Source organism: Nocardia sp. NPDC050713, from assembly GCF_040654315.1.
Taxonomy (GTDB): Bacteria; Actinomycetota; Actinomycetes; order Mycobacteriales; family Mycobacteriaceae; genus Nocardia.
In genome coordinates, this window is sequence record NZ_JBFAHS010000017.1 from 103,196 (window position 1) to 124,699 (window position 21,504).

The 21,504-nt window shown below is 67.9% G+C and carries 17 protein-coding genes; 12 read left to right on the forward strand and 5 right to left on the reverse strand.

Going from position 1 to position 21,504, the window contains the following annotated elements; genetic code table 11:
* The first annotated feature begins 197 nt into the window (after positions 1–197).
* From AB0H49_RS27590 to AB0H49_RS27605, 4 genes are all read left to right on the forward strand, one after another.
* Positions 198–4,724, forward strand: a complete 4,527-nt coding sequence (locus AB0H49_RS27590) for a hypothetical protein (RefSeq protein ID WP_357255610.1) — start codon at positions 198–200, stop codon at positions 4,722–4,724.
* A 17-nt stretch (positions 4,725–4,741) separates the two neighbouring features.
* Positions 4,742–5,116 carry a hypothetical protein gene (locus tag AB0H49_RS27595; protein WP_357255612.1) on the forward strand — a complete coding sequence of 125 codons (375 nt, stop codon included), beginning with the start codon at positions 4,742–4,744 and terminating at the stop codon, positions 5,114–5,116.
* Positions 5,117–5,404: 288 nt separating this feature from the next.
* Positions 5,405–5,869, forward strand: coding sequence for a hypothetical protein (locus AB0H49_RS27600; RefSeq protein WP_357255613.1), 465 nt, complete (start codon positions 5,405–5,407; stop codon positions 5,867–5,869).
* Between the two features lie 140 nt (positions 5,870–6,009).
* Positions 6,010–6,396 (forward strand): hypothetical protein, encoded by a 387-nt coding sequence (locus AB0H49_RS27605; RefSeq protein WP_357255615.1) that lies wholly within the window; start codon positions 6,010–6,012, stop codon positions 6,394–6,396.
* 197 nt (positions 6,397–6,593) lie between these two features.
* Here AB0H49_RS27605 and cobM read toward each other — a convergent pair whose 3' ends face one another.
* From cobM to AB0H49_RS27620, 3 genes are all read right to left on the reverse strand, one after another.
* Positions 6,594–7,370 carry a precorrin-4 C(11)-methyltransferase gene (cobM, locus tag AB0H49_RS27610; RefSeq protein WP_357255617.1) on the reverse strand — a complete coding sequence of 259 codons (777 nt, stop codon included), beginning with the start codon at positions 7,368–7,370 and terminating at the stop codon, positions 6,594–6,596.
* Positions 7,371–7,635: 265 nt separating this feature from the next.
* A complete protein-coding gene (locus AB0H49_RS27615; protein ID WP_355002179.1) occupies positions 7,636–8,061 on the reverse strand; it encodes a PPOX class F420-dependent oxidoreductase in 426 nt (141 codons plus the stop codon).
* A gap of 354 nt (positions 8,062–8,415) precedes the next feature.
* Positions 8,416–9,342 (reverse strand): LysR family transcriptional regulator, encoded by a 927-nt coding sequence (locus tag AB0H49_RS27620; protein WP_357255620.1) that lies wholly within the window; start codon positions 9,340–9,342, stop codon positions 8,416–8,418.
* A gap of 140 nt (positions 9,343–9,482) precedes the next feature.
* Here AB0H49_RS27620 and AB0H49_RS27625 point away from each other — a divergent pair, with 140 nt between their 5' ends.
* Positions 9,483–10,841 (forward strand): MFS transporter, encoded by a 1,359-nt coding sequence (locus tag AB0H49_RS27625; RefSeq protein WP_355002181.1) that lies wholly within the window; start codon positions 9,483–9,485, stop codon positions 10,839–10,841.
* A complete protein-coding gene (locus AB0H49_RS27630; protein ID WP_357255622.1) occupies positions 10,838–11,584 on the forward strand; it encodes a 3-hydroxybutyrate dehydrogenase in 747 nt (248 codons plus the stop codon). Before AB0H49_RS27625 ends, AB0H49_RS27630 begins: the two co-directional genes overlap by 4 nt.
* 20 nt (positions 11,585–11,604) lie before the next feature.
* Here AB0H49_RS27630 and AB0H49_RS27635 read toward each other — a convergent pair whose 3' ends face one another.
* Positions 11,605–12,207, reverse strand: a complete 603-nt coding sequence (locus AB0H49_RS27635; protein ID WP_357255624.1) for a TetR/AcrR family transcriptional regulator — start codon at positions 12,205–12,207, stop codon at positions 11,605–11,607.
* Positions 12,208–12,296: 89 nt separating this feature from the next.
* Here AB0H49_RS27635 and AB0H49_RS27640 point away from each other — a divergent pair, with 89 nt between their 5' ends.
* From AB0H49_RS27640 to AB0H49_RS27665, 6 genes are read left to right on the forward strand one after another with little or no spacing between them, the layout of a single operon-like run.
* Positions 12,297–13,889, forward strand: coding sequence for a carboxyl transferase domain-containing protein (locus AB0H49_RS27640; protein ID WP_355002184.1), 1,593 nt, complete (start codon positions 12,297–12,299; stop codon positions 13,887–13,889).
* 5 nt (positions 13,890–13,894) lie between these two features.
* Complete coding sequence (locus AB0H49_RS27645) at positions 13,895–15,934, forward strand: biotin carboxylase N-terminal domain-containing protein (protein WP_357255626.1); 2,040 nt, start codon at positions 13,895–13,897, stop codon at positions 15,932–15,934.
* Entirely contained in the window at positions 15,931–17,091 is a 1,161-nt protein-coding gene (locus AB0H49_RS27650; RefSeq protein ID WP_355002186.1) for an acyl-CoA dehydrogenase family protein, read from the forward strand. The genes AB0H49_RS27645 and AB0H49_RS27650 overlap by 4 nt, the downstream gene beginning before the upstream one ends.
* Complete coding sequence (locus AB0H49_RS27655) at positions 17,088–17,579, forward strand: MaoC family dehydratase (protein ID WP_355002187.1); 492 nt, start codon at positions 17,088–17,090, stop codon at positions 17,577–17,579. Before AB0H49_RS27650 ends, AB0H49_RS27655 begins: the two co-directional genes overlap by 4 nt.
* Positions 17,576–18,391 carry a CoA ester lyase gene (locus AB0H49_RS27660; protein WP_357255629.1) on the forward strand — a complete coding sequence of 272 codons (816 nt, stop codon included), beginning with the start codon at positions 17,576–17,578 and terminating at the stop codon, positions 18,389–18,391. The genes AB0H49_RS27655 and AB0H49_RS27660 overlap by 4 nt, the downstream gene beginning before the upstream one ends.
* Before the next feature lie 29 nt (positions 18,392–18,420).
* Positions 18,421–20,361, forward strand: coding sequence for an acetoacetate--CoA ligase (locus tag AB0H49_RS27665; protein ID WP_357255631.1), 1,941 nt, complete (start codon positions 18,421–18,423; stop codon positions 20,359–20,361).
* 14 nt (positions 20,362–20,375) lie between these two features.
* Here AB0H49_RS27665 and AB0H49_RS27670 read toward each other — a convergent pair whose 3' ends face one another.
* Complete coding sequence (locus AB0H49_RS27670; protein ID WP_357255633.1) at positions 20,376–21,110, reverse strand: DJ-1/PfpI family protein; 735 nt, start codon at positions 21,108–21,110, stop codon at positions 20,376–20,378.
* Positions 21,111–21,504: the final 394 nt, after the last annotated feature.

Consider the following 21,504-nt stretch of genomic DNA (forward strand, 5'->3'; position numbering starts at 1 on the left):
GACGCGGTCCGCCGGAGGGTCGTTCCGCCGCCCCGTCCGGACCCACCTGTCGCGCAGTCCGCTTCGGCGTCGCCACCAGCGCCGACGGGGCCCTAGCTACTTTTCGTTGGAACCGATGCCGACCCGGCCGCGTCTAGTTGGTTGTCGGTATGTTCTAGGCCCAGCACGGTCGGGGCGGAGTAGCGGAGGGGTCGGGCGTGGGCATCGAGATTCCGGAGCCGTTGCAGTGGGCTGCGAAATATGTTGTGGGGGCGGGGGATTGGCCCGAGGGTGATGAGACCGCGATGCGTCGGGTGGAGTCGGCGTGGTCGGGTTTGGCGGAGACGTTGCGGGGGTTGGATTCCGAGGCGACCCATGTGGTGAAGGCCGCGATCTCGGCGTTGGATGGTGAGACCGGGGCGGCGTTGTCGTCGCATTGGGAGAAGTTGGGTGGGGGCGCGGGGGCGTTCGATGGGCTGATCAAGCATGTGGAGACGTTGGCTGATCAGATCGGGGATGGTGCTGCTGATATCGAGCACACCAAGTTGGTGATCATCGCGTCGTTGGTGATCTTCGCGGTGGAGATGGCCGCGGCGTTGGCGGCGATGGCGACGGGGGTGGGTGCGCCCGCGGGTGCGGCGGCGGGCGCGGCGGCGCGGGCGGCGACGCAGGTGGCGATCCGGGTGGCGATCAAGCAGCTGGTCAAGCGGATCATCTCGAAGGCGGCGATGAAGGCGGCGGGGCGGGCTGCGTTGCGTGGGGCGTGGGAGGCGGTGTTGGAGGAGGCCTTCCTGGATGTGGGGTTGAAGTTGGCGCAGGTGGCGGCGGATCGGCGGGATCCGTTGTCGAAGGAGGAGTGGGTCGAGTCGGGCAAGACGTTGTTGACCGCGGGGGTGGCGGGGGCGACGGAGGGGTTGTTGGGTGGGTCGGGTGGTCCGGGGCGGGGTGGGAATCCGTTGTCGGAGGGGTTGAAGGAGGCGGGGAAGGAGACGTTGACGGGGTTGGCGGGGGAAGTCGCGGCGGCGGCGACGGATGCGGCGTTGAACGATAAGCCGTTCGATTTGGGGGAGGTGTTCACGACCGAGACGTTGACCTCGTCGTTGGCCGGGGGTGTGCAGTCGGGGATCGAGTCGGCGGGGGATCGTGGGGGTGATGAGGGGGCCGGGGATCCCGGTGATCAGGGGGATCGGGACCAGCAAGACGATCCTGGGCAGGATCAGCAGGACGATCCCGGGCACAGCCAGGATGAAAGTCGGCAGGGCGATCAGGGTCAGCAGAACCAGAATCAGCAGGGTGATCCGGGACGGGATCAGCAGGATCCGGGGCGGACGCAGCCGTCGGGGACGCAGAACGATCCTGGTCAGCAGACCCAGCCCGCGGGTGATCAGCAGTCACAGCCCTCGCAGCAGCAGTCGACGCAGCCCTCGGGTCAGCAGTCGCAGTCGACGGATCAGTCGACCCAGCCGACGGGCCAGTCGACCCAGCCAACGGGCCAACAGTCACAGCCGTCGGAACAGCCCACGCAGCCGACGCAACCCTCGGACCAGCAGAATCAGCCATCCGGCCAACAGAGCCAGCCGTCGGACCAGTCGAGCCAGCCCTCCGGCCAGCAAAACCAGCAACCAGACCAGCCCACGGACCAGTCGAGCCATCCATCCGGCCAACAGAACCAGCCGTCGAGCCAGCCCACTCAGCCGTCTGGACAACCGTCGCAGCCGGATCAGCAGAGTCAGCCGTCTGATCAGCAATCCTCGGACCGACCCGGCCAGCCGTCGGGCCAACAAACGCAGCCCTCGGAACAGCCGACCGGGCAACAGCCACAGCCCTCCGGCCAGCAGGCGCAGCCCTCCGCCCAACAGCCGCAGCCGCCCGCCCAGTCGAGCGACCCCACGCATCCGTCGACAGGTCAGCCGACCCAGCCCGGTCAGAACACCCAGCAAGACCAGTCTTCGAGCACCGAGCCGACCCGGTCCCAGCGCAACGACTCGCCACCGACCACGCCGAGCCCTGGCTCGACAACTGATATCCCGACCGGCAGCGACCCATCAGCTCAACGTCCCGCCCCGGACACCTCCGATCAGTCCGGCCGCGAGAACAACCCCACATCGAACACCCCGCCCGGTTCGGTCCCTACGCAACCGACCACGCCGTCCTCGCCGAGCAACCCCACCATCCCGACCTCCGGTATCCCAGGAACGACTCCTTCCCAGGAACCGTCCCGCCCGGCGGACGACCGCACCCCGTCTACACCGTCGACTCCTGAGAACGGCACTCCGTCTACACCGTCGACTCCGGGAACCACGACCCCGTCGAACCCCGCTACGACACCGTCCACCCCGACCGCGTCGAACCCGGGACCATCGAACCCGGACAGCGCGACAACATCGTCGACCACTCCGCCGGGCACCACCGGCACTCCCGCCTCGGGCCCTCCGACCACCCCTGCGCCCACCGCGCCCGCTAACAGCACCCCCGCAACGAATCCCACCGGGCCGACGACGACCAGCCCCACCACGTCGAATCCGACCGCCCCCGTATCGACGGACACCAGCACCGCCTCCGCAACGGCGACAGCCACTCCGTCAGCACCCGCGTTCCCGGCCTCCTCACCCACCGACACCGCGCGCCCCACCGGCGACAGCGCCCCCGCATCCACCCAGGCGGGCACGGGGGCCACCCCTGCTCCGAACACGCCCACCACCGGCACTCCCGCCTCCAGCACGCCGACCACCGCACAGCCCGGAACCACCCCGAACCAACCGGCGGCAACCACCCCGAGCACCGGTCCGCAAAATCAGCCGACCCAGCGCCCCGGCACCGCACCAAACCCCGCATCCCCCAATCAATCTCCGGCAGACACCCGAACTCCCGGTACTCCGGCAACTTCCGCGAACACTGCCCAGCGCCCCGGCACCGCACCAAACCCGGCAGCCCCCACCCCATCTTCGGCAGACACGGGAACTCCCGGCACGCCGCCAACGCCCACGAATGCTGGCCAACCCACCGGAACCACCCCGAACACTGCCACCGAGGCCGCACCGACCCAGCGCCCGAACACGCCCGCGAGCCACGGCATCGAGCCTTCCACCGCTCCCCGCCCGAGCACGCCCACGAACACTCAGCCCTCCACCAACTCGCCCTCGAACACCCCCGACTCCGGCGAACCGACACAGCCGCGTCCGAACGACGAATCCCCGGCGAACCAGACTCCCGCGCAACAGAAGCCAAACCCGCTCGGCCCCGCCAACCGCCCCGGCTTCGACCCCGCGAACCACAAATTCATCGCCCACTACAACGACGGCCGTCCCATCCCCCGCGACCCCTTCTACGCGGGCCAATACAACCCGCACATCGGCCGCTATCAACCCACCGAAGCCGAAATCCGCGCCGAACGCGAACAGCTCCAGAACAACTCGAACAGCCCGGACACCACGACGACCAACACCGCGTCATCCGGCTCAACCTCCGACACCCCAACGCATCCCGGCAACAGCGCCTATCCGGTCCAGCCGCAGCCCAACGCGACCACACCGACCAGCACACCTGCCGATCCGGGCCGCCCGCAGACGCCACTCCCCAACGTCCGCGCACCGGAATCGTCTCCCCCGCAACAGGGTCAACCGCACACCCGCGCGACCCCGCAAAACACCAACCTGCACAACACACCCCACCGCCCCGGTCCGCAGCCGCCCCACACGACTCCGCAGTACGCCGACCCCCGCAACACACCTAACCACCCCGCATCTCAGAACGCCGATCCAAGCGACATACCGAATCGCACCACCACCCCCGACCCTCGCGAGACGGCGGACTTCACCCGTCAACCGAATACGAACTCCCCCACCAACCCCGACACCTACCAGCGCTCCTACCAGGAATGGCGCGAACTGTTCGAGCAACACGAATACAATCCCCACTCGAACCCCTGGAATACCGAAACCAGCCCGACTCAACGGCCATACCCCAACACCCCGACTCATTCCAACCAACAGCACCAAACCACTGACCCCGCCCGGATCCCCACGCAACCGTCGACGTCGAGTCACGCCAACACCCCGATCAACCCGACGAGCATCCCTTCCCTGCAGACGGACGAACCAGCGGCGCTTCCGACCGCCCCCGCCTCTCAAAACCGAACACCGGGCGACATCGCCGACCGCATCGGGAGAACTCAACCGGGCCCTCACGGCACACCGCACACGGCAGCCGATCAGACCGATACCGGTGAACCGTTACACGATCTACCGACCCAGCCACTCCCCGTGGTTCCGGCGACACAGTTGAGCCCTCGGTTGCAACGCTACTTCGATCTGGGGCAGAACACGCCAGCTGGTCGATCGTATTATGAAGAGTCCGACACGGAAATGCGAGAATATGCTCACTGGGTCATCCCGGCCGTTGGATTCTATACGGTGGACATGCACGGAGACCCGAGTGCTGTAGGGATTGGCGACGACGAGCTCTCGCCCGCAGACCTTGCCGCCCTAATTCGAGCTGATCCGCGTTGGCGCAACCAGCCGATCCGGTTGCTCTCCTGCGAAACAGGACAGGGTGAAAACCCCTTTGCCCAGCACCTCGCCAACGAGCTGGGCGTGCAAGTATGGGCGCCCAATGAGATCGCATGGACAGGCGAGGACGGACACATTGTGGTCGCGACCGAAGTCTGGGACCCGGTCCTGGGCGAGAATCAGGCCAAGGAACCGCCGGATGGTCATTGGGTACTGTTCGAACCACAGGATAAATAGGCAAGGAGGATATATTGGTGAAGATCGCGCGCCTGTTCGACGATATCGACCCATCGGGTACGCCGATAATCGAGTCCCGCCGGAAAATTACGGACTCGGCAACCAAGGAGAGGATTCTCGGCTTCCTGCGTGGTGGAGCGGTCATTCTCGCAGCAAACGGAAAATCGGTCGACATGATCGACGCAACCAACGGGAAAGTTGTACCGCGCGTATACAAGACCGACGGCGCATGGATATGGACTGCCGCTGCCCGATACTATCTCGAAAAATATGACATCGCTCCGGAGGACGAGTTCCTGCTTTACATCGCGTCGCATGGATATCAGGCATCGACGCCGGATCCTGATATGCGCCATCAGGCGTATGTCGAGTTGACAAATAGATCGAAATAAGCAGCCACGTCATTGTGGCCCTCACCACGGCGTTCGACTGGTCGCGCGATCCAGGTGACTTCGCCGGTCGGACGCGCGGCCCGGACGGTCTTCCGGAGGAGTTCCTGTTCCACGTGCGGGATGCGGGCTACCGGCCGCCCCGGACGGAGAAACTATGTGGGGTGACCTCTAGTAGTTGACAACAGCGCATCGGCAGCCGACGAAATCCGGCGAACTTTCGATGCGGTGACGTCTGCGGGCCTCCGATCGGAGATGACCCGAGGCGCTACCGATGCAGAGATCGATTCGATGGCGGCCGCCCAGGGCGTGGCTACGGTCCCGGAGGCGGTCCGCGAGATCATGAGATTGCTCGGCAAAAAGGCCCCAGCATGGTTCTCTGGCACGACATTCGGCGTCGACGCCGTGAACTCCGCGGTCAAGAGAAAAGCTATGGAATGCCTCGAGGAAGCCGAATCGCACGAGATGCAGGATCCCGAGCATCTACTTGTAGTCGCCGAAGGGAAATCCTACAGTTACCTCGTTATCGACGGCACTGATCTCGCGCACCCAGACCCGCCGTTGTGGCTGCTCGACGAGTCCGGAAGAATTGAGAAGCGGTGGGATTCCGTAACCTCCTGGTTCGCCCTCCGTGGTGAAGGCGTGATCGAGCGCAAACGCAAGCTTGCCGACCGACGAGCCAAGGGCCGTCCGGACACCCGGAGAGAGGCCTACTTTCGTTGGGGCACTTCCAAACCCGAAGCTTCTGAGAGTTAACGACCTTCGGAAACAGGAAAGAACCGACTGAGTTCCAGCCATCCCGACGGCGTCGAGTGGAGATCGAACATACCAGCGATAGGGTCCTAATCGCGATCAAACTTCCGAATCAGCAATTAGTTAGCAAACGAGGGGGACGAATGCCCAGTTTGAACACCGTCGGGATCTACCGGGAGATGTACCGGAATCCGAAAAATGAGTTGCCGTCGCTACGAGATGCTCAGGCGACGCAACCGCTCACCGATCGGCACGCGATCCTGGAGTACATGCGTTCAGCACCACCGGTTTTCGACGTACTGGAGGACGTCACCGACCTGCTCGACGGCAGTACAGCGATTCCGGGCGGGCCTTCGTTGATCTCGGATGGACGGTGGATTTGGCGGGTGGATTCGATCCACTACCTAGCGACCTACCGATTGAACTTTCCGGAGGAATTCCTGTACCACGTACGGGATGCGAGCTATCAGCCGCCGACCACGGTACCGGACAGCGACGAGTTCGATACCGACGTGCTGTCCTACTTCTGACCCCCAGCAACTCCCCCGCCCCGCCGAGATCGTTCGCCCTTGCCACAGACGTTTCCTAAGCCTCACAGAGGCGACGGCTTTGTGAGGCGTAGGAAAGCTGTGTGCCGATCCGACGCTTCAACCCCTCGTCGACGCACGACCGAACCGAGGGACGGGCGCCGCGGGGCTCCGCCGGGCGATCGCTGAGCCGCCGAATCTCAGCGACGGCCCCATCCGCCCTCCGGTACCGAGTGCCGGTCGCGCCCCGGGTCGTAGAGATGGGAACCGGTGCACGACAGAGCCGGTGTCAGGGCGCGGCCGACGAGGATGACGGCCGCTTGCCGCAGCTCGGCGGCTTCGACCTGGTCGGCGATGTCGGCGAGGGTGCCGCGGAGGACTAGCTGTTCGGGCTGGCTGGCCCGGTAGACGACCGCGACGGGGCAGTCAGGTCCGTAGTCGGCGGTGAGTTCGGCTGCCAACGTGCGGATGCGGGTGATGGCCAGGTGCAGGACGAGGGTCGCGCGGGTGTGGGCGAAGTTGGCCAGCGCTTCGGATTCCGGCATGGCGGTGGAACGGGCTTGGGTGCGGGTGAGCACGACCGACTGGACGAGTTCGGGGACGGTCAGTTCCGTGCCGAGCAAGGCGGCCGCGGCGGCGTAGGCGGGGACGCCAGGGGTGACGTCCCAGGGGATGCCGTGGGCGTCGAGGCGGCGGGTCTGTTCGGTGAGCGCCGAGTAGAGGGACGGGTCGCCGGAGCAGAGCCGCGCCACGTCGCGGCCGGATTCGTGGGCGCGTACCAGGTGGGCGGTGATCTGGTCGATGTCGAGGCGCTGGGTGTCGATCAGTTCGGTGTCGGGCGCGCAGTGGGCCAGCACCTCGGGGTCCAGGTAGGTGCCCGCGTAGAGGCAGACCGGGGAGGTGCGCAGGAGGGTGACCGCTCGCACGGTCAGCAGGTCCGCGGCGCCCGGCCCGGCCCCGATGAAGTGCACGGTCATGCGGGTCAGTGTATGTGGGCGAAGTCCGGCCATAGTCCGCGCACGGCCGGAGTGAAGGCGGAGCTTCCTGCAGCAGCGTGACCCTGTCTCAGCGGCCTCGTGAGGTCGTAGGCCAACCAGCTCGAGTCCAGCGGCGGGATGTTCCAGCGCTCGTCGGTCGCCGCGCAGGCCGATCAGCAAGCTGACCGAACCACACGGCGGTTCGCTCCCCTGCCGCAATAAGCCGCCGCGTCTGATCAGAGGTTTAAGGCGCCAGCCCCCGCGATCAGGCGGTCGCGTCGAAGTGCGCGATCACCTTGGTCGGCCGCAGCCGAACCACCAGTTCCCCGGGCACTCCATTGCGCTTCCCGAACTCCTCGGCCCGATCTTCACCCATGTACCGCCCACCGAGCGCCGTCGCGGTGCGCAGCAACTCGTCCGGATCCTCGGACATCGTGACCACGCCCTGAATCTGAACCGACGCGTACGGCGGCTCCTCCAGATCGACGCACAGCGCGACCCGCCCATCGCGCGTGAAGGCCCGGCCCTTGGCGGTCTCCTTCCCGGTGTTGAACACGATCTCCTCGCCCTCGACGAGGAACCACACCGGCGTGACGATCGGACGCCCGTCCGCCGCCACGAAGGCGACCTTGCCCGTCCGCGTGCCGTGCTCGAGAAATTCGCGCACCTTGGGATCCGACAGAGAGGTCATGCGCACACCCTAACGGGCGCTGCCCGGCGAAGTCCGTCGTCAGCCTGCGCATGGCCGGAGGCGGAGGTACATCTTGGCCCAATGACGACCGACACATACGAGTACAAGAGCGAGTACGCCCGGCGGTACTACGCGCTCGGAAGGCCGAGGGCGAGGCACGCGGAGAGGCACGGGCACTGCTGACAATGCTCCGCGCCCGACGCAGCCGAATCCCGATCGAAACCGAAGTCCGCCTGCGCGGGTGCGCTGACGCGGATCTGCTGAACAGCTGGGTCGAACGGGCTGCCACCGCGAAAACCATCGACGAGATGCTCGGCTGATTGTGGCTTCCGGCCGGTTCTTGGAAGCAGTTCCCTACCCGTCCTCCCCCAACAACATCCCCTTCTGCTCCCACACCCGCTCCCGGATCGCATCGACCACCGCCGCGACCTCCGGCCTGCGCAACGTCTCCGTCCGCGTCACCAACCAGTACGCCAACTGCACCGAAACCTCGTCTCGCAGAACCCGCACCAGATCGTCGTGGCGGTCGGCCATGAAGCAGGGCAGTAGCCCGAGCCCCGCCGCCGCGCGCGTCGCCTCGACGTGCACGAAAACGTTTGTGGATGAGATGGATTCGCGCATGGAAGGGGCGAAGCTGGAGGCCAGGTCGAGGTCGTCGACTTGGAGCATGGAGTCGATGAAGTAGACCAGCGGGTACCGCGCGAGATCCTCGATGCCTGCGGGGATTCCGTTCTCGCGCAAATATTGTCGCGAGCCGTACAAACCCAGCCGATAGTCGGCGAGCCGAATCGCCTTGGCGCGGTGTACCTGCGGCTCGCCGACGACGACCTCGATGTCCAGCCCGGACCGCTGCTGGGAAGCGCGACGGGTGGCCGTCACGATCTCGACGGCGATCTTCGGATGCCTGCGTTGCACCTGCGCCACCGCGGGCGCAGCGAGGTAGGCGCTGAATCCGTCGGTGGCCGAGAGGCGCACGACTCCCTCGAGCGTCCGGTTACCGGCCGGGTCGGCGGCCAGCGACTTGACTGCCGATTCGACGGCTTCGGCGGCGGCCAGCGCGTCGCGGCCGAGGTCGGTGAGTTCCCAGCCGCCGGTCACCCGGGTCAGCACGCGCCCGCCGAGCGTTTCCTCGAGCGCGGCGATGCGGCGGGAGATGGTGGTGTGGTTGATGCCGAGTTCGTCGGCGGCGGACACGAAGCGACCGGATCGGCCCACCGCGAGCAGCACCAGCAGGTCGTCGGCGCTGGGACGGCGGCCGAATCCGGGGGAAGCCGGACTCATATCTGCATCTTTGCAGATTGGTCGTGCACATCTGGGCATTGCCACCGACAGAGATCTGCACGAATACTCGTTCCAGCCACAACGTGTGTGCCGCATCACAGATGAGGGGTGATGTGGCTCCCGTCATGAAGGAGAGTTCGATGAGCGTGCGCGAAATCGCGACGGACAGCGATCCCAGTCCGACACCCACCGGTCTACGGCGGGTCGTCTCCGCTTCGATGGCGGGCACGGTCGTCGAATGGTACGAGTTCTTCCTCTACGGCACGGCCGCCACGCTGGTGTTCAGCAAGGTGTTCTTCGCCAAGGGGACCAGCGATCTGGACGCGATTCTCGCCGCGTTCGTCACCTACGCGGTCGGCTTCGCGGCGCGACCGCTCGGCGGCATCGTCTTCGGACACTTCGGCGATCGCTACGGACGCAAGAAGCTGCTGCAATTCAGCCTGCTGCTGGTCGGCAGCGCGACGTTCCTGATGGGCTGCCTGCCAACCTTCGGGCAGATCGGCTACTGGGCGCCCGCACTGCTGGTGACCCTCCGTTTCATCCAAGGCTTCGCGGTGGGTGGCGAATGGGGCGGCGCGGTGCTGCTCGTCGCCGAACACAGTCCCAGCCGCAGTCGCGGTTTCTGGGCGAGCTGGCCGCAGGCGGGTGTGCCCGCGGGCAATCTGCTGGCCACGGTCGTGCTGCTCGCGCTGACCTCGACACTTTCGGACGCCGCGTTCCTGTCCTGGGGCTGGCGGGTCGCGTTCTGGCTGTCGGCGGTGGTCGTGCTGGTCGGCTACTACATCCGCACCAAGGTCACCGACGCGCCGATCTTCCTGGAGGCGCAGCGCGAGGCCGAACAGCTCGAGGCGACCTCGTTCAGCGTAGTCGAGGTGCTGAAGCGTTATCCCCGAGGCGTTTTCACCGCGATGGGCCTGCGCTTCGGCGAGAACATCATGTACTACCTGGTGGTCACGTTCTCCATCACGTACCTGAAGGTGCACGTCGGTGCGGACACGAAGACCATCCTGTGGTGGCTGCTGGCGGCGCACGCGGTGCACTTCGCGGCGATCCCGCTGGCCGGGCACCTGTCCGACCGATTCGGCAGGCGGCCGGTGTATCTCGTCGGCGCGCTCACCGCGGGCACCTGGGGTTTCTTCGCCTTTCCGATGATGGACAGCGGAAGCCACCTGGTCATCATGTCGGCGATCATCGTCGGGCTGGTCTTTCACGCGCTGATGTACGCGGCCCAGCCCGCGATCATGGCGGAGATGTTCCCCACCCGGATGCGCTATTCCGGTGTGTCCCTCGGCTATCAGGTCACCTCCATCGTGGCGGGCTCGCTCGCGCCGATCATCGCGGTCCGGCTGCTCGACAGCTTCGGCTCGTCGGTGCCGATCGCCTGGTACCTGGCGGGCGCCGCGGCCGTCACAGTGGTGGCCGTGCTCTTCGCCAGGGAGACAAGCGGTCTCGACCTGCAGGCGGTCGACCGGGCCGACGCCGAGGTGACCGCTCGATGACCGACCTACTCGGACGGCGCGCCCTGGTCACCGGCGGCGCGAGCGGCATCGGCGCGGCCTGCGCGCGCGAGCTCGCGGCCCGCGGCGCGGAGGTCACCGTGGCCGACATCGACGGCGACGGCGCCCAGAAGCTGGCCAACGAGATCGGCGGAAAGCCGTGGCAGGTCGACCTTCTCGACGTCGCCGCGCTCGAAGACCTGCGCCTCGAGGCGGACGTGCTGGTGAACAACGCCGGAATCCAGCGCATCCATCCGATCGAGGACTTCCCGCCCGCGCAGTTCCGCGACATCCTCACCCTGATGGTCGAAGCGCCGTTCCTGCTCATCCGCGCGGCGCTGCCGCACATGTACCGCAACGGATTCGGGCGCATCGTCAACATCTCGTCGGTGCACGGGCTGCGCGCCTCGGCGTACAAGGCCGCCTACGTGACGGCCAAGCACGGCCTGGAAGGGCTGTCCAAGGTCACCGCGCTGGAGGGCGGCGCGCACGGCGTGACCAGCAACTGCGTCGACCCCGGTTACGTCCGAACACCATTGGTGGACAAGCAGATCGCCGATCAGGCCAGAACGCACGGCATCCCGGAACAGCAGGTGATCGAGAAGATCATGCTCACCGAGAGCGCCATCAAGCGGCTCGTCGAACCCGACGAGGTCGCGGCTCTGGTCGGCTGGCTCACCGGCCCACACGCGGGCATGGTCACCGGCGCGTCCTACACCATGGACGGTGGGTGGAGCGCTCGATGAGTCGGCCGGTCCGCGCGGGATCAGCCGGTTCGGTTCAGCGCCGACAGCGCCATCTCGCGCAGGATCGGCCGCGCCTTGCTCGCGGTCGCGGGCGGCGCGCTGTGCGGGGTCGAGTTGAGCAGGCCGAACGCGGCGTGCGCCTGCACCCGCGCCCCCTCCTCGGGCAGCCCAGGATGCAGTTTGCGCAACACCTCCACCCAGACCTCGACGTACTGGCGCTGGGTGCGCCGCAGCTCGCGACGCGGCCCGGCGGGCACGTTGTCCAGGTCACGGTCCTGGATGCGGATGAGTTCGGGCTCGCCGAACGCGAAGTCCAGATGGAAGTCGATCAGACCTTCCAGCGCGGCCTCGGCGGAGTTGGCGCCGACCACGACGGCCCGGCCACCGGCCAGCAGCCGCTGACTGACCCCGACCAGCAGCTCGACCAGCAGCGCCTCCTTGTTCGGGAAGTGCCGGTAGACCGCGGGGCCGCTGATGCCGACGGCCGCGCCGAGATCGTCGAGCCGCACGCCGAGGAAACCCCGATCGGCGATGAGCCGCGCCCCCGCCTCCAGCAATTGCTTGCGCCGCTCCGCCTTCAGCTGCTCGCGGCGGGTGAGTGCCACAGCTTCCGTGCCGGTCACACCCGCTCCTTTCACCCGATCTGGACAACTCGGTTAATCGATATTAACCTGAATTCCAGTTATCGGCGACTAACTGGACGGCGGACGTGATGACGGTTACCCAAGAGGTCGGCAACCGCGCGGCGCACGAGGCGCTCACCAGCGACCTGCGCGCTCGGCTGGCGGCGGCCGCGCTCGGCGGGCCCGCCAAGGCGCGGGAGCGGCATATCGCGCGCGGCAAGCTGCTGCCGCGGCAGCGGGTGGATCAGCTGCTCGATCCCGGCAGCCCGTTCCTCGAGCTCTCCCCGCTCGCGGCGAACGGCATGTACGGCGACGAATGCCCCGGCGCGGGCGTGATCGCCGGGATCGGTCGGGTGTCGGGACGCGAGTGCGTCATCGTGGCCAACGACGCCACGGTCAAGGGCGGCACCTACTACCCGCTCTCGGTGAAGAAGCACCTGCGGGCGCAGGAGGTGGCGCTGCAGAACCGGCTGCCCTGCCTGTACCTGGTCGACTCGGGCGGCGCGTTCCTGCCGCACCAGGACGAGGTGTTCCCCGATCGCGAGCACTTCGGCCGCATCTTCTACAACCAGGCGACCATGAGCGCCAAGGGCATCGCGCAGATCGCGGCCGTGCTCGGGTCCTGCACCGCGGGTGGTGCGTACGTGCCCGCGATGAGCGACGAGGCGGTGATCGTGCGCGACCAGGGCACGATCTTCCTCGGCGGCCCGCCGCTGGTGAAGGCGGCCACCGGCGAGGTGGTCACGGCCGAGGAGCTGGGCGGCGGCGCGCTGCACTCACGCACCTCAGGCGTCACCGACCACCTGGCCGAGGACGACCAGGACGCGCTGCGCATCGTGCGCCGCATCGTGGCCACCTTGGGCCCGCGACCGCAAAGCCCCTGGGAGATCACGGCTTCCAGGCCGCCCGCGCTGCCCGAGTCCGAGCTGTACGACGTGGTGCCGGTCGACCTGCGCACCCCCTACGACGTGCGCGAGGTCATCCACCGCATCGTGGACGGCGGCGACGGCGAGAGCGGATTCCACGAGTTCAAGGCGGAATACGGCAAGACGCTGGTCACCGGGTTCGCGCGCATCCACGGCCACCCGGTGGGCATCGTCGCCAACAACGGCGTGCTGTTCAGCGAATCCGCCATGAAGGGCGCGCATTTCATCGAGCTGTGCGACAAGCGCGAGATCCCGCTGCTGTTCCTGCAGAACATCACCGGCTTCATGGTCGGGCGTGATTACGAGGCGGGCGGCATCGCCAAGCACGGCGCGAAGATGGTGACCGCGGTGGCCTGCGCGCGGGTGCCCAAGCTGACCGTCGTCATCGGCGGTTCCTACGGCGCGGGCAACTACTCGATGTGCGGGCGCGCGTATTCGCCGCGCTTCCTGTGGATGTGGCCGAACGCGCGGATCTCGGTGATGGGCGGCGAGCAGGCCGCCTCGGTGCTGGCCACCGTGCGCGGCGATCAGCTGGACAGCAGCGGGCAGCCCTGGTCGGAGCAGGATCAGGAGGCGTTCAAGGCGCCGATCCGCGACCAGTACGAACACCAGGGCAATCCGTATTACTCGACGGCCCGCCTCTGGGACGACGGTGTCATCGACCCCGCCGACACCAGAACCATTCTCGGCCTCGCCCTTTCGGTTTGCGCACAGGCGCCGCTCGAACCGGTTTCCTACGGCGTCTTCCGGATGTGATCCCGATGTTGAACAAATCCCACCCCGTCGGTTTCGACACCGTGCTCGTCGCCAATCGCGGCGAGATCGCGGTGCGCGTCATCCGCACATTGCGCGCCATGGGCATTCGCTCGGTCGCCGTCTACAGCGACGCCGACGCCGGGGCCAGGCACGTCGTCGAGGCGGACACCGCCGTGCGGCTCGGCCCGGCACCCGCACGCGAGAGTTACCTGGCCATCGACAAAGTCGTCGCGGCCGCCGTGCGCACCGGCGCGCAAGCCGTGCACCCCGGCTACGGATTCCTCTCGGAGAACGCCGCTTTCGCCGCCGCGCTGGCCGAGGCGGGCATCGTCTTCCTCGGTCCGCCCGCTCGCGCCATCGAGATCATGGGCGACAAGATCGCCGCCAAGAACACCGTCGCGGCCTTCGACGTCCCGGTGGTCCCCGGCATCGCCAAGCCCGGCCTCACCGACGACGAGCTGATCGCCGCGGCCGCCGAGATCGGCTACCCGGTGCTGGTCAAGCCGTCGGCGGGCGGCGGAGGCAAGGGCATGCGCCTGGTCGAGGATCCGGCGCTGCTGCCCGACGCGCTGGTCAGCGCGCGGCGCGAGGCGGGCGCGGCGTTCGGCGACGACACCCTGTTCCTGGAGCGGTTCGTCACCCGTCCGCGCCACATCGAAGTGCAGATCCTGGCCGACCAGTACGGCAACGTCCTGCACCTGGGCGAGCGCGAATGCAGCTTGCAGCGCAGGCACCAGAAGGTGATCGAGGAAGCGCCGTCTCCGCTGCTGGACGCGGAGACCAGGGCGCGCATCGGCGCCGCCGCCTGCAACACCGCGCGCAGCGTGAACTACGTCGGCGCGGGCACGGTCGAGTTCATCGTCTCCGCCGACCGGCCGGACGAGTTCTTCTTCATGGAGATGAACACCCGGTTGCAGGTGGAGCATCCGGTCACCGAGTTGGTGACCGGCGTCGACCTGGTGGAATGCCAGGTCAGGGTCGCGGCGGGCCAGAAGATCGGCGCGCGCCAGGAGGAGATCCGCCTCACCGGCCACGCCATCGAGGCGCGCGTCTACGCCGAGGATCCCGGTCGCGGGTTCCTGCCCACCGGCGGCACGGTGTTGGATCTCGTCGAGCCGGAAGGCCCTGGCGTGCGGGTGGATTCGGGTCTGCGCAAAGGCACCGTGGTCGGCAGCGACTACGACCCGATGCTGTCCAAGGTCATCGCGCATGGCCCGGACCGCGCCGCCGCGCTCGGCGCGCTGGACCGCGCGCTGGCCGACACCGTGCTGCTCGGCGTCACCAGCAATGTCGAGTTCCTGCGCTTCCTGCTCGCCGACCCGGACGTGGCGGCGGGACGACTCGACACCGGCCTGCTCGACCGCAGGGTCGGCGATTTCCGGCCGCAGCCGGTGCGCGACGAGGAATTCGTCGTCGCGGCCGCCTACCACTGGCTGCGCCGCTGGCCCGCCGACGCGAACGATCCGTGGGACATCCCGTCCGGCTGGCGAATCGGCGTGCACGCGCCCACCCCGATCCGGCTCGCGGGCGGCGACCGCACCGAGCACGTCTACCTCACCGGCCGCCCCGAATCGGCGCAGGTCCAGGTCGGCGACGGCGAATCCCGTACGCTGTCGGCCTCTTTCGTGGCGGACACGGCGGAAAGCGGTGTCCTGACCCTGACCTTGGACGACCTGCGCCGCGACTACCGGGTGGCCGAACACGACGGACAGCTCTGGGTGGCGGGTCCGGCGGGCGTCTCGGTGCTGCGCGAGGTCGCCGAGGTCAACGTGCGCGGCGGCGGTGAACACGTCGGCGACGCCGAAATACGCAGTCCCATGCCGGGTTCGGTGATCGCCGTCCCGGTGGCCGCCGGCGCGACGGTGGCGGCGGGCGCGCCGGTCGTCGTGGTGGAGGCGATGAAGATGGAGCACACGCTCACCGCGCCGGTCGCGGGCGTCGTCGAAGTCCTGGTCGAGCCGGGCGCCCAGGTGCGCCTCGACCAGCCGCTGGCCCGCATCGTCGCCGAGTCGAATACCTCTGAGCGAGAAGGAACTTCCGAATGACCGACTTCCTGTCCACCGGCACGCTGCCCGAGGACTACCGCGATCTGGCCCTGACGGTCCGCGATTTCGCCCAGCAGGTGGTCGCCCCGGTCGCCGCCGAGCACGACGCGAACCACACCTTCCCGTACGAGGTCGTCGCGGGCATGGCGGACATGGGCCTGTTCGGCCTGCCCTTCCCCGAGGAGTACGGCGGCATGGGCGGCGACTACTTCGCGCTGTGCCTCGCGCTCGAGGAACTGGGCAAGGTCGACCAGAGCGTCGCCATCACGCTGGAAGCGGGCGTCTCGCTCGGCGCCATGCCGATCTACCGCTTCGGCGACGACAAGCAGAAGCAGGAGTGGCTGCCGCAGCTGACCAGCGGCCGCTCGCTGGCGGCGTTCGGGCTCACCGAGCCGGACGCGGGCAGCGACGCGGGCGGCACCACCACGAAGGCCGTGCTGGACGACGGCACGTGGATCATCAACGGCCGCAAGCAGTTCATCACCAACTCCGGCACGAACATCACCAAGCTCGTCACGGTGACCGCGGTGACCGGCACGACCGGCGGCAAGAAGGAGATCTCCACCATCCTGGTGCCGACCGACACCCCCGGCTTCGTCGCGGAGCCCGCCTACAACAAGGTCGGCTGGAACGCCTCGGACACCCACCCGCTCAGCTTCAGCGACGTGCGGGTGCCGGAGGAGAACCTGCTCGGCGAGCGCGGCCGCGGCTACGCCAACTTCCTGCGCATCCTGGACGAGGGCCGCATCGCGATCGCCGCGCTGTCGGTGGGCGCGGCCCAGGGTTGCGTCGACGAGAGCGTGCGCTACGCCAAGGAGCGGCTCGCGTTCGGTCAGCCGATCGGTCGCAACCAGGCCATCGCCTTCAAGATCGCCCGCATGGAGACCCGCGCGCACGCCGCGCGCACCGCCTACTACGACGCCGCCGCGCTGATGCTCGCGGGCAAGCCGTTCAAGAAGCAGGCCTCCATCGCCAAGCTGGTGGCCAGCGAGGCCGCGATGGACAACGCCCGCGACGCCACCCAGATCTTCGGCGGCAACGGCTTCATGAACGAATACGCTGTGGCCAGGCATTACCGCGACAGCAAGATCCTGGAAATCGGCGAGGGCACGACGGAGGTGCAGCTGATGCTGATCGGACGGGAGTTGGGTCTGTGACGGAACACAGCGAGCGGCGAATCGTCCAGCGCGGCTTGTGGTTCGAGGAGTTCGAGACCGGCGTCGTCTACGAACACCGGCCGGGTCGCACCATCACCGAGGCCGACAACGTCCTGTTCACCACGCTGACCATGAACACCCAGGCGCTGCACCTGGACGCGGCGTTCAGCGACGCGCTGCCGCCGTTCAACAAGCGACTGGTGAACTCCATGTTCACCCTGTCCACCCTGGTCGGGCTCTCGGTCGCCCAGCTGACCCAGGGCACCATCGTGGCGAATCTCGGCTTCTCCGAGATCAACTTCCCGCACCCGGTGTTCCACGGCGACACCCTGTACGCCGAGACCGTGGTCACCGACAAGCGCGAGTCCAAGTCCCGCCCCGGCGAGGGCATCGTGACCTTCGCCCACACCGGGCGCAATCAGCACGGTGAAGTGGTCGCGACGGCCACCCGCAAGACGCTGGTCCGCATGGCGCCGGAGCAGGCATGACGTGGCAGATGGCGGGTCCGGGCTGGTTGTTCTGCCCCGCCGACCGACCCGAACGCTATGCCAAGGCAGCGGCGGCCGCCGACGTGGTGATCCTCGATCTGGAGGACGGCGTCGCGGCCGGTGACAAGGCCGGCGCACGCGCGGCCCTGATCGCGTCCCCGCTCGACCCGGAGACCACCGTGGTGCGGGTCAACGCGGCGGGCACCGACGAGCACGAGCTGGATCTCGCGGCCTTGGCCGAGACCGGCTACCGCCGCGTCATGTTGCCGAAAACCGAAGCGGCCGAACAGATCATCGCGCTGTCCGACTACGAGGTTATCGCGCTCGTCGAATCGCCGCTCGGCGCGCTGAACATCGGACAAGCGGTCACGGCGCGCAACGCGATCGGCGTCATGTGGGGCGCGGAGGACCTGATCGCGGGTCTGGGCGGCACCGCGAGCAGGCACGCCGACGGCGGCTATCGCGACGTCGCGCGGCACGTGCGCTCCGGCGCGCTGCTCGCCGCCAAGGCCTACGACAAGTTCGCCCTCGACTCGGTGTACCTGAACATCCGCGATCTCGAGGGCCTGCGGGCCGAGACCGACGACGCGGTGGCCATTGGGTTCGACGCGAAGGTCGCGATCCATCCCAGCCAAGTGCCGGTGATCCGCGCCGCCTACGCACCCGCTGACGACGAAATCGCCTGGGCGAGGCGGGTACTCGACGAGGTGCCCAAGCACCGCGGCGTCTTCGCCTTCGAGGGCCGGATGGTCGACGCCCCGGTGCTGCGGCACGCCGAACAGATCGTGCGGCGCGCGCACGCCCACAACTGATCCACCCCCACGAGCCAGGAGGTATTGCGGTGCAACCACAGTGGGTGCCGACCGAACGGGACATCGCCGACGCCGAGGTGACCGAGTTCGCGCGGTTCGTCGCCGAGCGCACCGGCGTCGCCACGTCGGACTACCACTCGCTGTGGCAGTGGTCGGTGGACGACCTGGCCGGCTTCTGGCGGGCGGTCTGGGAGTACTTCGAACTCGGCGAGATCGACGGCGAGGTGTTGGCGAGCACGGAGATGCCTGGCGCCCAGTGGTTTCCGGGCACCAAGCTCAACTACGTCGACCAGGTCGTGCGCCAGGCGCGCGCCGACCGCCCCGCCATCCTGGCCGTCGGCGAGGACGAGCCGACCCGCGAGGTGTCCTGGATCGAGCTGATCGACGCCACCGCCGCCTTCGCACGCACCCTGCGCGAACTGGGCGTCGAGCCGGGTGACCGGGTCGTCGGCTACCTGCCGAACATTCCCGAGGCGGTGATCGCCTTCCTGGCGACCGCGAGTCTCGGCGCGATCTGGAGCGCGTGCGGGCAGGACTACTCGCCGAAGGCCGCACTCGACCGCCTCGGCCAGCTGGAACCGACGGTCCTCGTCACGGCCGATGGCTACCGTTTCGGTGGCAAGGCGCACGACAAGCGTGCCGATATCGCCGCGCTGCAAAGCGGTTTCGAATCGCTGCGCGCTACGGTCGCCGTCTCGCGGCTCGGCTTGGAGGTCCCGGATGCCATGCCGTGGGCGGAGGCGGTCGGTACCGACAATGCCGGGGCCGTCATCCAGACCGAGACCGTGGATTTCGATCATCCGCTGTGGATCGTCTTCTCCTCCGGCACCACCGGCCTTCCGAAGGGCATCGTGCACGGCCACGGCGGCGTGCTGCTCGAGCACCTGAAAGCCATTGCCCTCCAATCGGATATCGGCGCCGACGACACCTTCTTCTGGTACACCAGCCCGAGCTGGATGATGTGGAACTTCCAGATCGCGGGCCTGCTGGTCGGCGCGACGATCGTCTGCTACGACGGCAGCCCGACCTACCCCGCGCCGGACGCGCTGTGGCGCATCGCCGCCGAGACGCGGGCAACTGTGGTGGGGACCAGTCCCGGCTATGTGCTGGCCTGCATCAAGGCGGGCGTCGTCCCGCGCGACGAGCACGACCTCTCGGCGCTGCGCACGGTCGGCATCACCGGATCCGCACTACCGCCCTCCTCGGCACTGTGGTTGCGCGACAACGTCGGCGAGCACGTTCCGGTGTCCTCGATCAGCGGCGGCACCGACGTGGTCTCGGCCTTCATCGGCGGTGTGCGCACGGTGCCGGTCTGGCCGGGCGAGCTGTCGGCGCCCTATCTCGGCGTCGCGCTCGACTCGTTCGATCCAGCGGGCAAGCCGGTGCGCGGCGAGGTCGGCGAACTGGTGATCACCGCGCCGATGCCGTCCATGCCGGTGAGCTTCTGGCGCGACCCGGACGGAAAGCGTTACCACGACGCCTATTTCGACATGTTCCCGGGAGTCTGGCGGCACGGCGACTGGATCACCATCACCGACCACGGCAGCATCGTCGTGCACGGCCGCTCGGATTCCACCCTGAACCGGCACGGGATCCGGATGGGCAGCGCCGACATCTACCAGTCCGTCGAGCGGCTGCCGGAGATCACCGAGGCGCTGGTGATCGGTGCGGAACAGCCCGACGGCGGGTACTGGATGCCGCTGTTCGTCGTCCTCGCGCCCGGCGCCGAGCTGACCGACGAGCTGCGCGACCGCATCAGCTCGACCATCCGCACCGAGGTCTCGCCCCGGCACGTGCCCGACGAGATCCTGGTCGCGCCCGGCATCCCGCACACCCGCACCGGCAAGAAGCTCGAGGTGCCGATCAAGAAACTGTTCCAGGGCGCCGAGGCCGCGCGCGTGGTGGAGCGCAGCGCCGTCGACGACCCGGACCTGCTGGACTGGTACGCGAAGATCCGTCCTGCGCGCTGACCCGACCGCGCCGGTCAGGCGCGGATGCGGCGAATAGCGCTGCGCCACAACGCCTGCTGCGCGCCCGTGAGGGTGCGTACCAGGGTTCCGCTGTGGCGCAGGTCTCCGAGCAGGCGGACCTGGTCGATCAACGCGGAGCGGCGCATCGCGGGCGCGACCTTGTCTGGGTGGCCTGCGTCGAAGGGCGGTCGGGGGTCGTATTCGATGGCGAGTTGAATCGCCTCGGCGCGCTCCTCGCCGAACATCTCGCCGACCAACCACAGCGCCAGGTCGATACCCGCCGAGACACCCGCGGCCGTGGCGATGCGGTCGCCGACCACGAATCGTTCGCCGCGCTTGGGCACGGCCCCGAGCAGGCCGAGCGCGCGCTGCGCCGCCCAATGCGTCGTGGCGGACCGGCCATCGAGCAGACCCGCCGCGGCAAGCACGAGCGCACCCGTGCACACCGAGGTGGTCCATTCGCTGGTTTCGTGCACGGCGCGCAACCAGTTCAGCACCCGCTCGTCCGCGGCGACGGCGGTCGCGGCCGGGCCGCCTGGTACCACGACCAGCCGCGGGGCCGGTGTCTCGTCGAAGGTGTGGGTGACCCCGAGCGCGAGCGCGCCGCTGTCGGTGATGACCGGACCGATCTCGTGCCCGACGAAGCGGACTTCCGCGCCCGGCGCGAAACGCAACACCTCGTACGGTCCGATCGCGTCGAGCGCCGTCATGCCCGGATACAACACCACCGCGATCTGAAATGCCGACACAGCTACCCCCTCTTCCCGACGAACCGCCCCTGAGACGAACCACCGCAACGGTAACACCGACAGCACCGAGCGCCTACGTCATAGTGATTATCGGTTCATGAGTCTATTTCCTGTTGACCTGCTGCGTTTCTGCTGTATGTTTATAAATATTCGGCGATCGATGAAGGCCCGACTCCTGGTGCCCCCAGCGCGGACGTTCGATCGCCGATCTCCGAACGGATCGGCGCGGCGCATCCCGCCTCGCCGCCGCGGCGAGCCGAACGGCGAACCGTGTGGCCCCGAAGCGACCGAGCCTCGGGGCCACACGGAACGGCCGCCGTGCTCAGCTCTCGACCCGTTCGACGCAGCGCGACCTGGGCAAATCACGGCGGGCGCGAAGTCGTTACGATGTCCG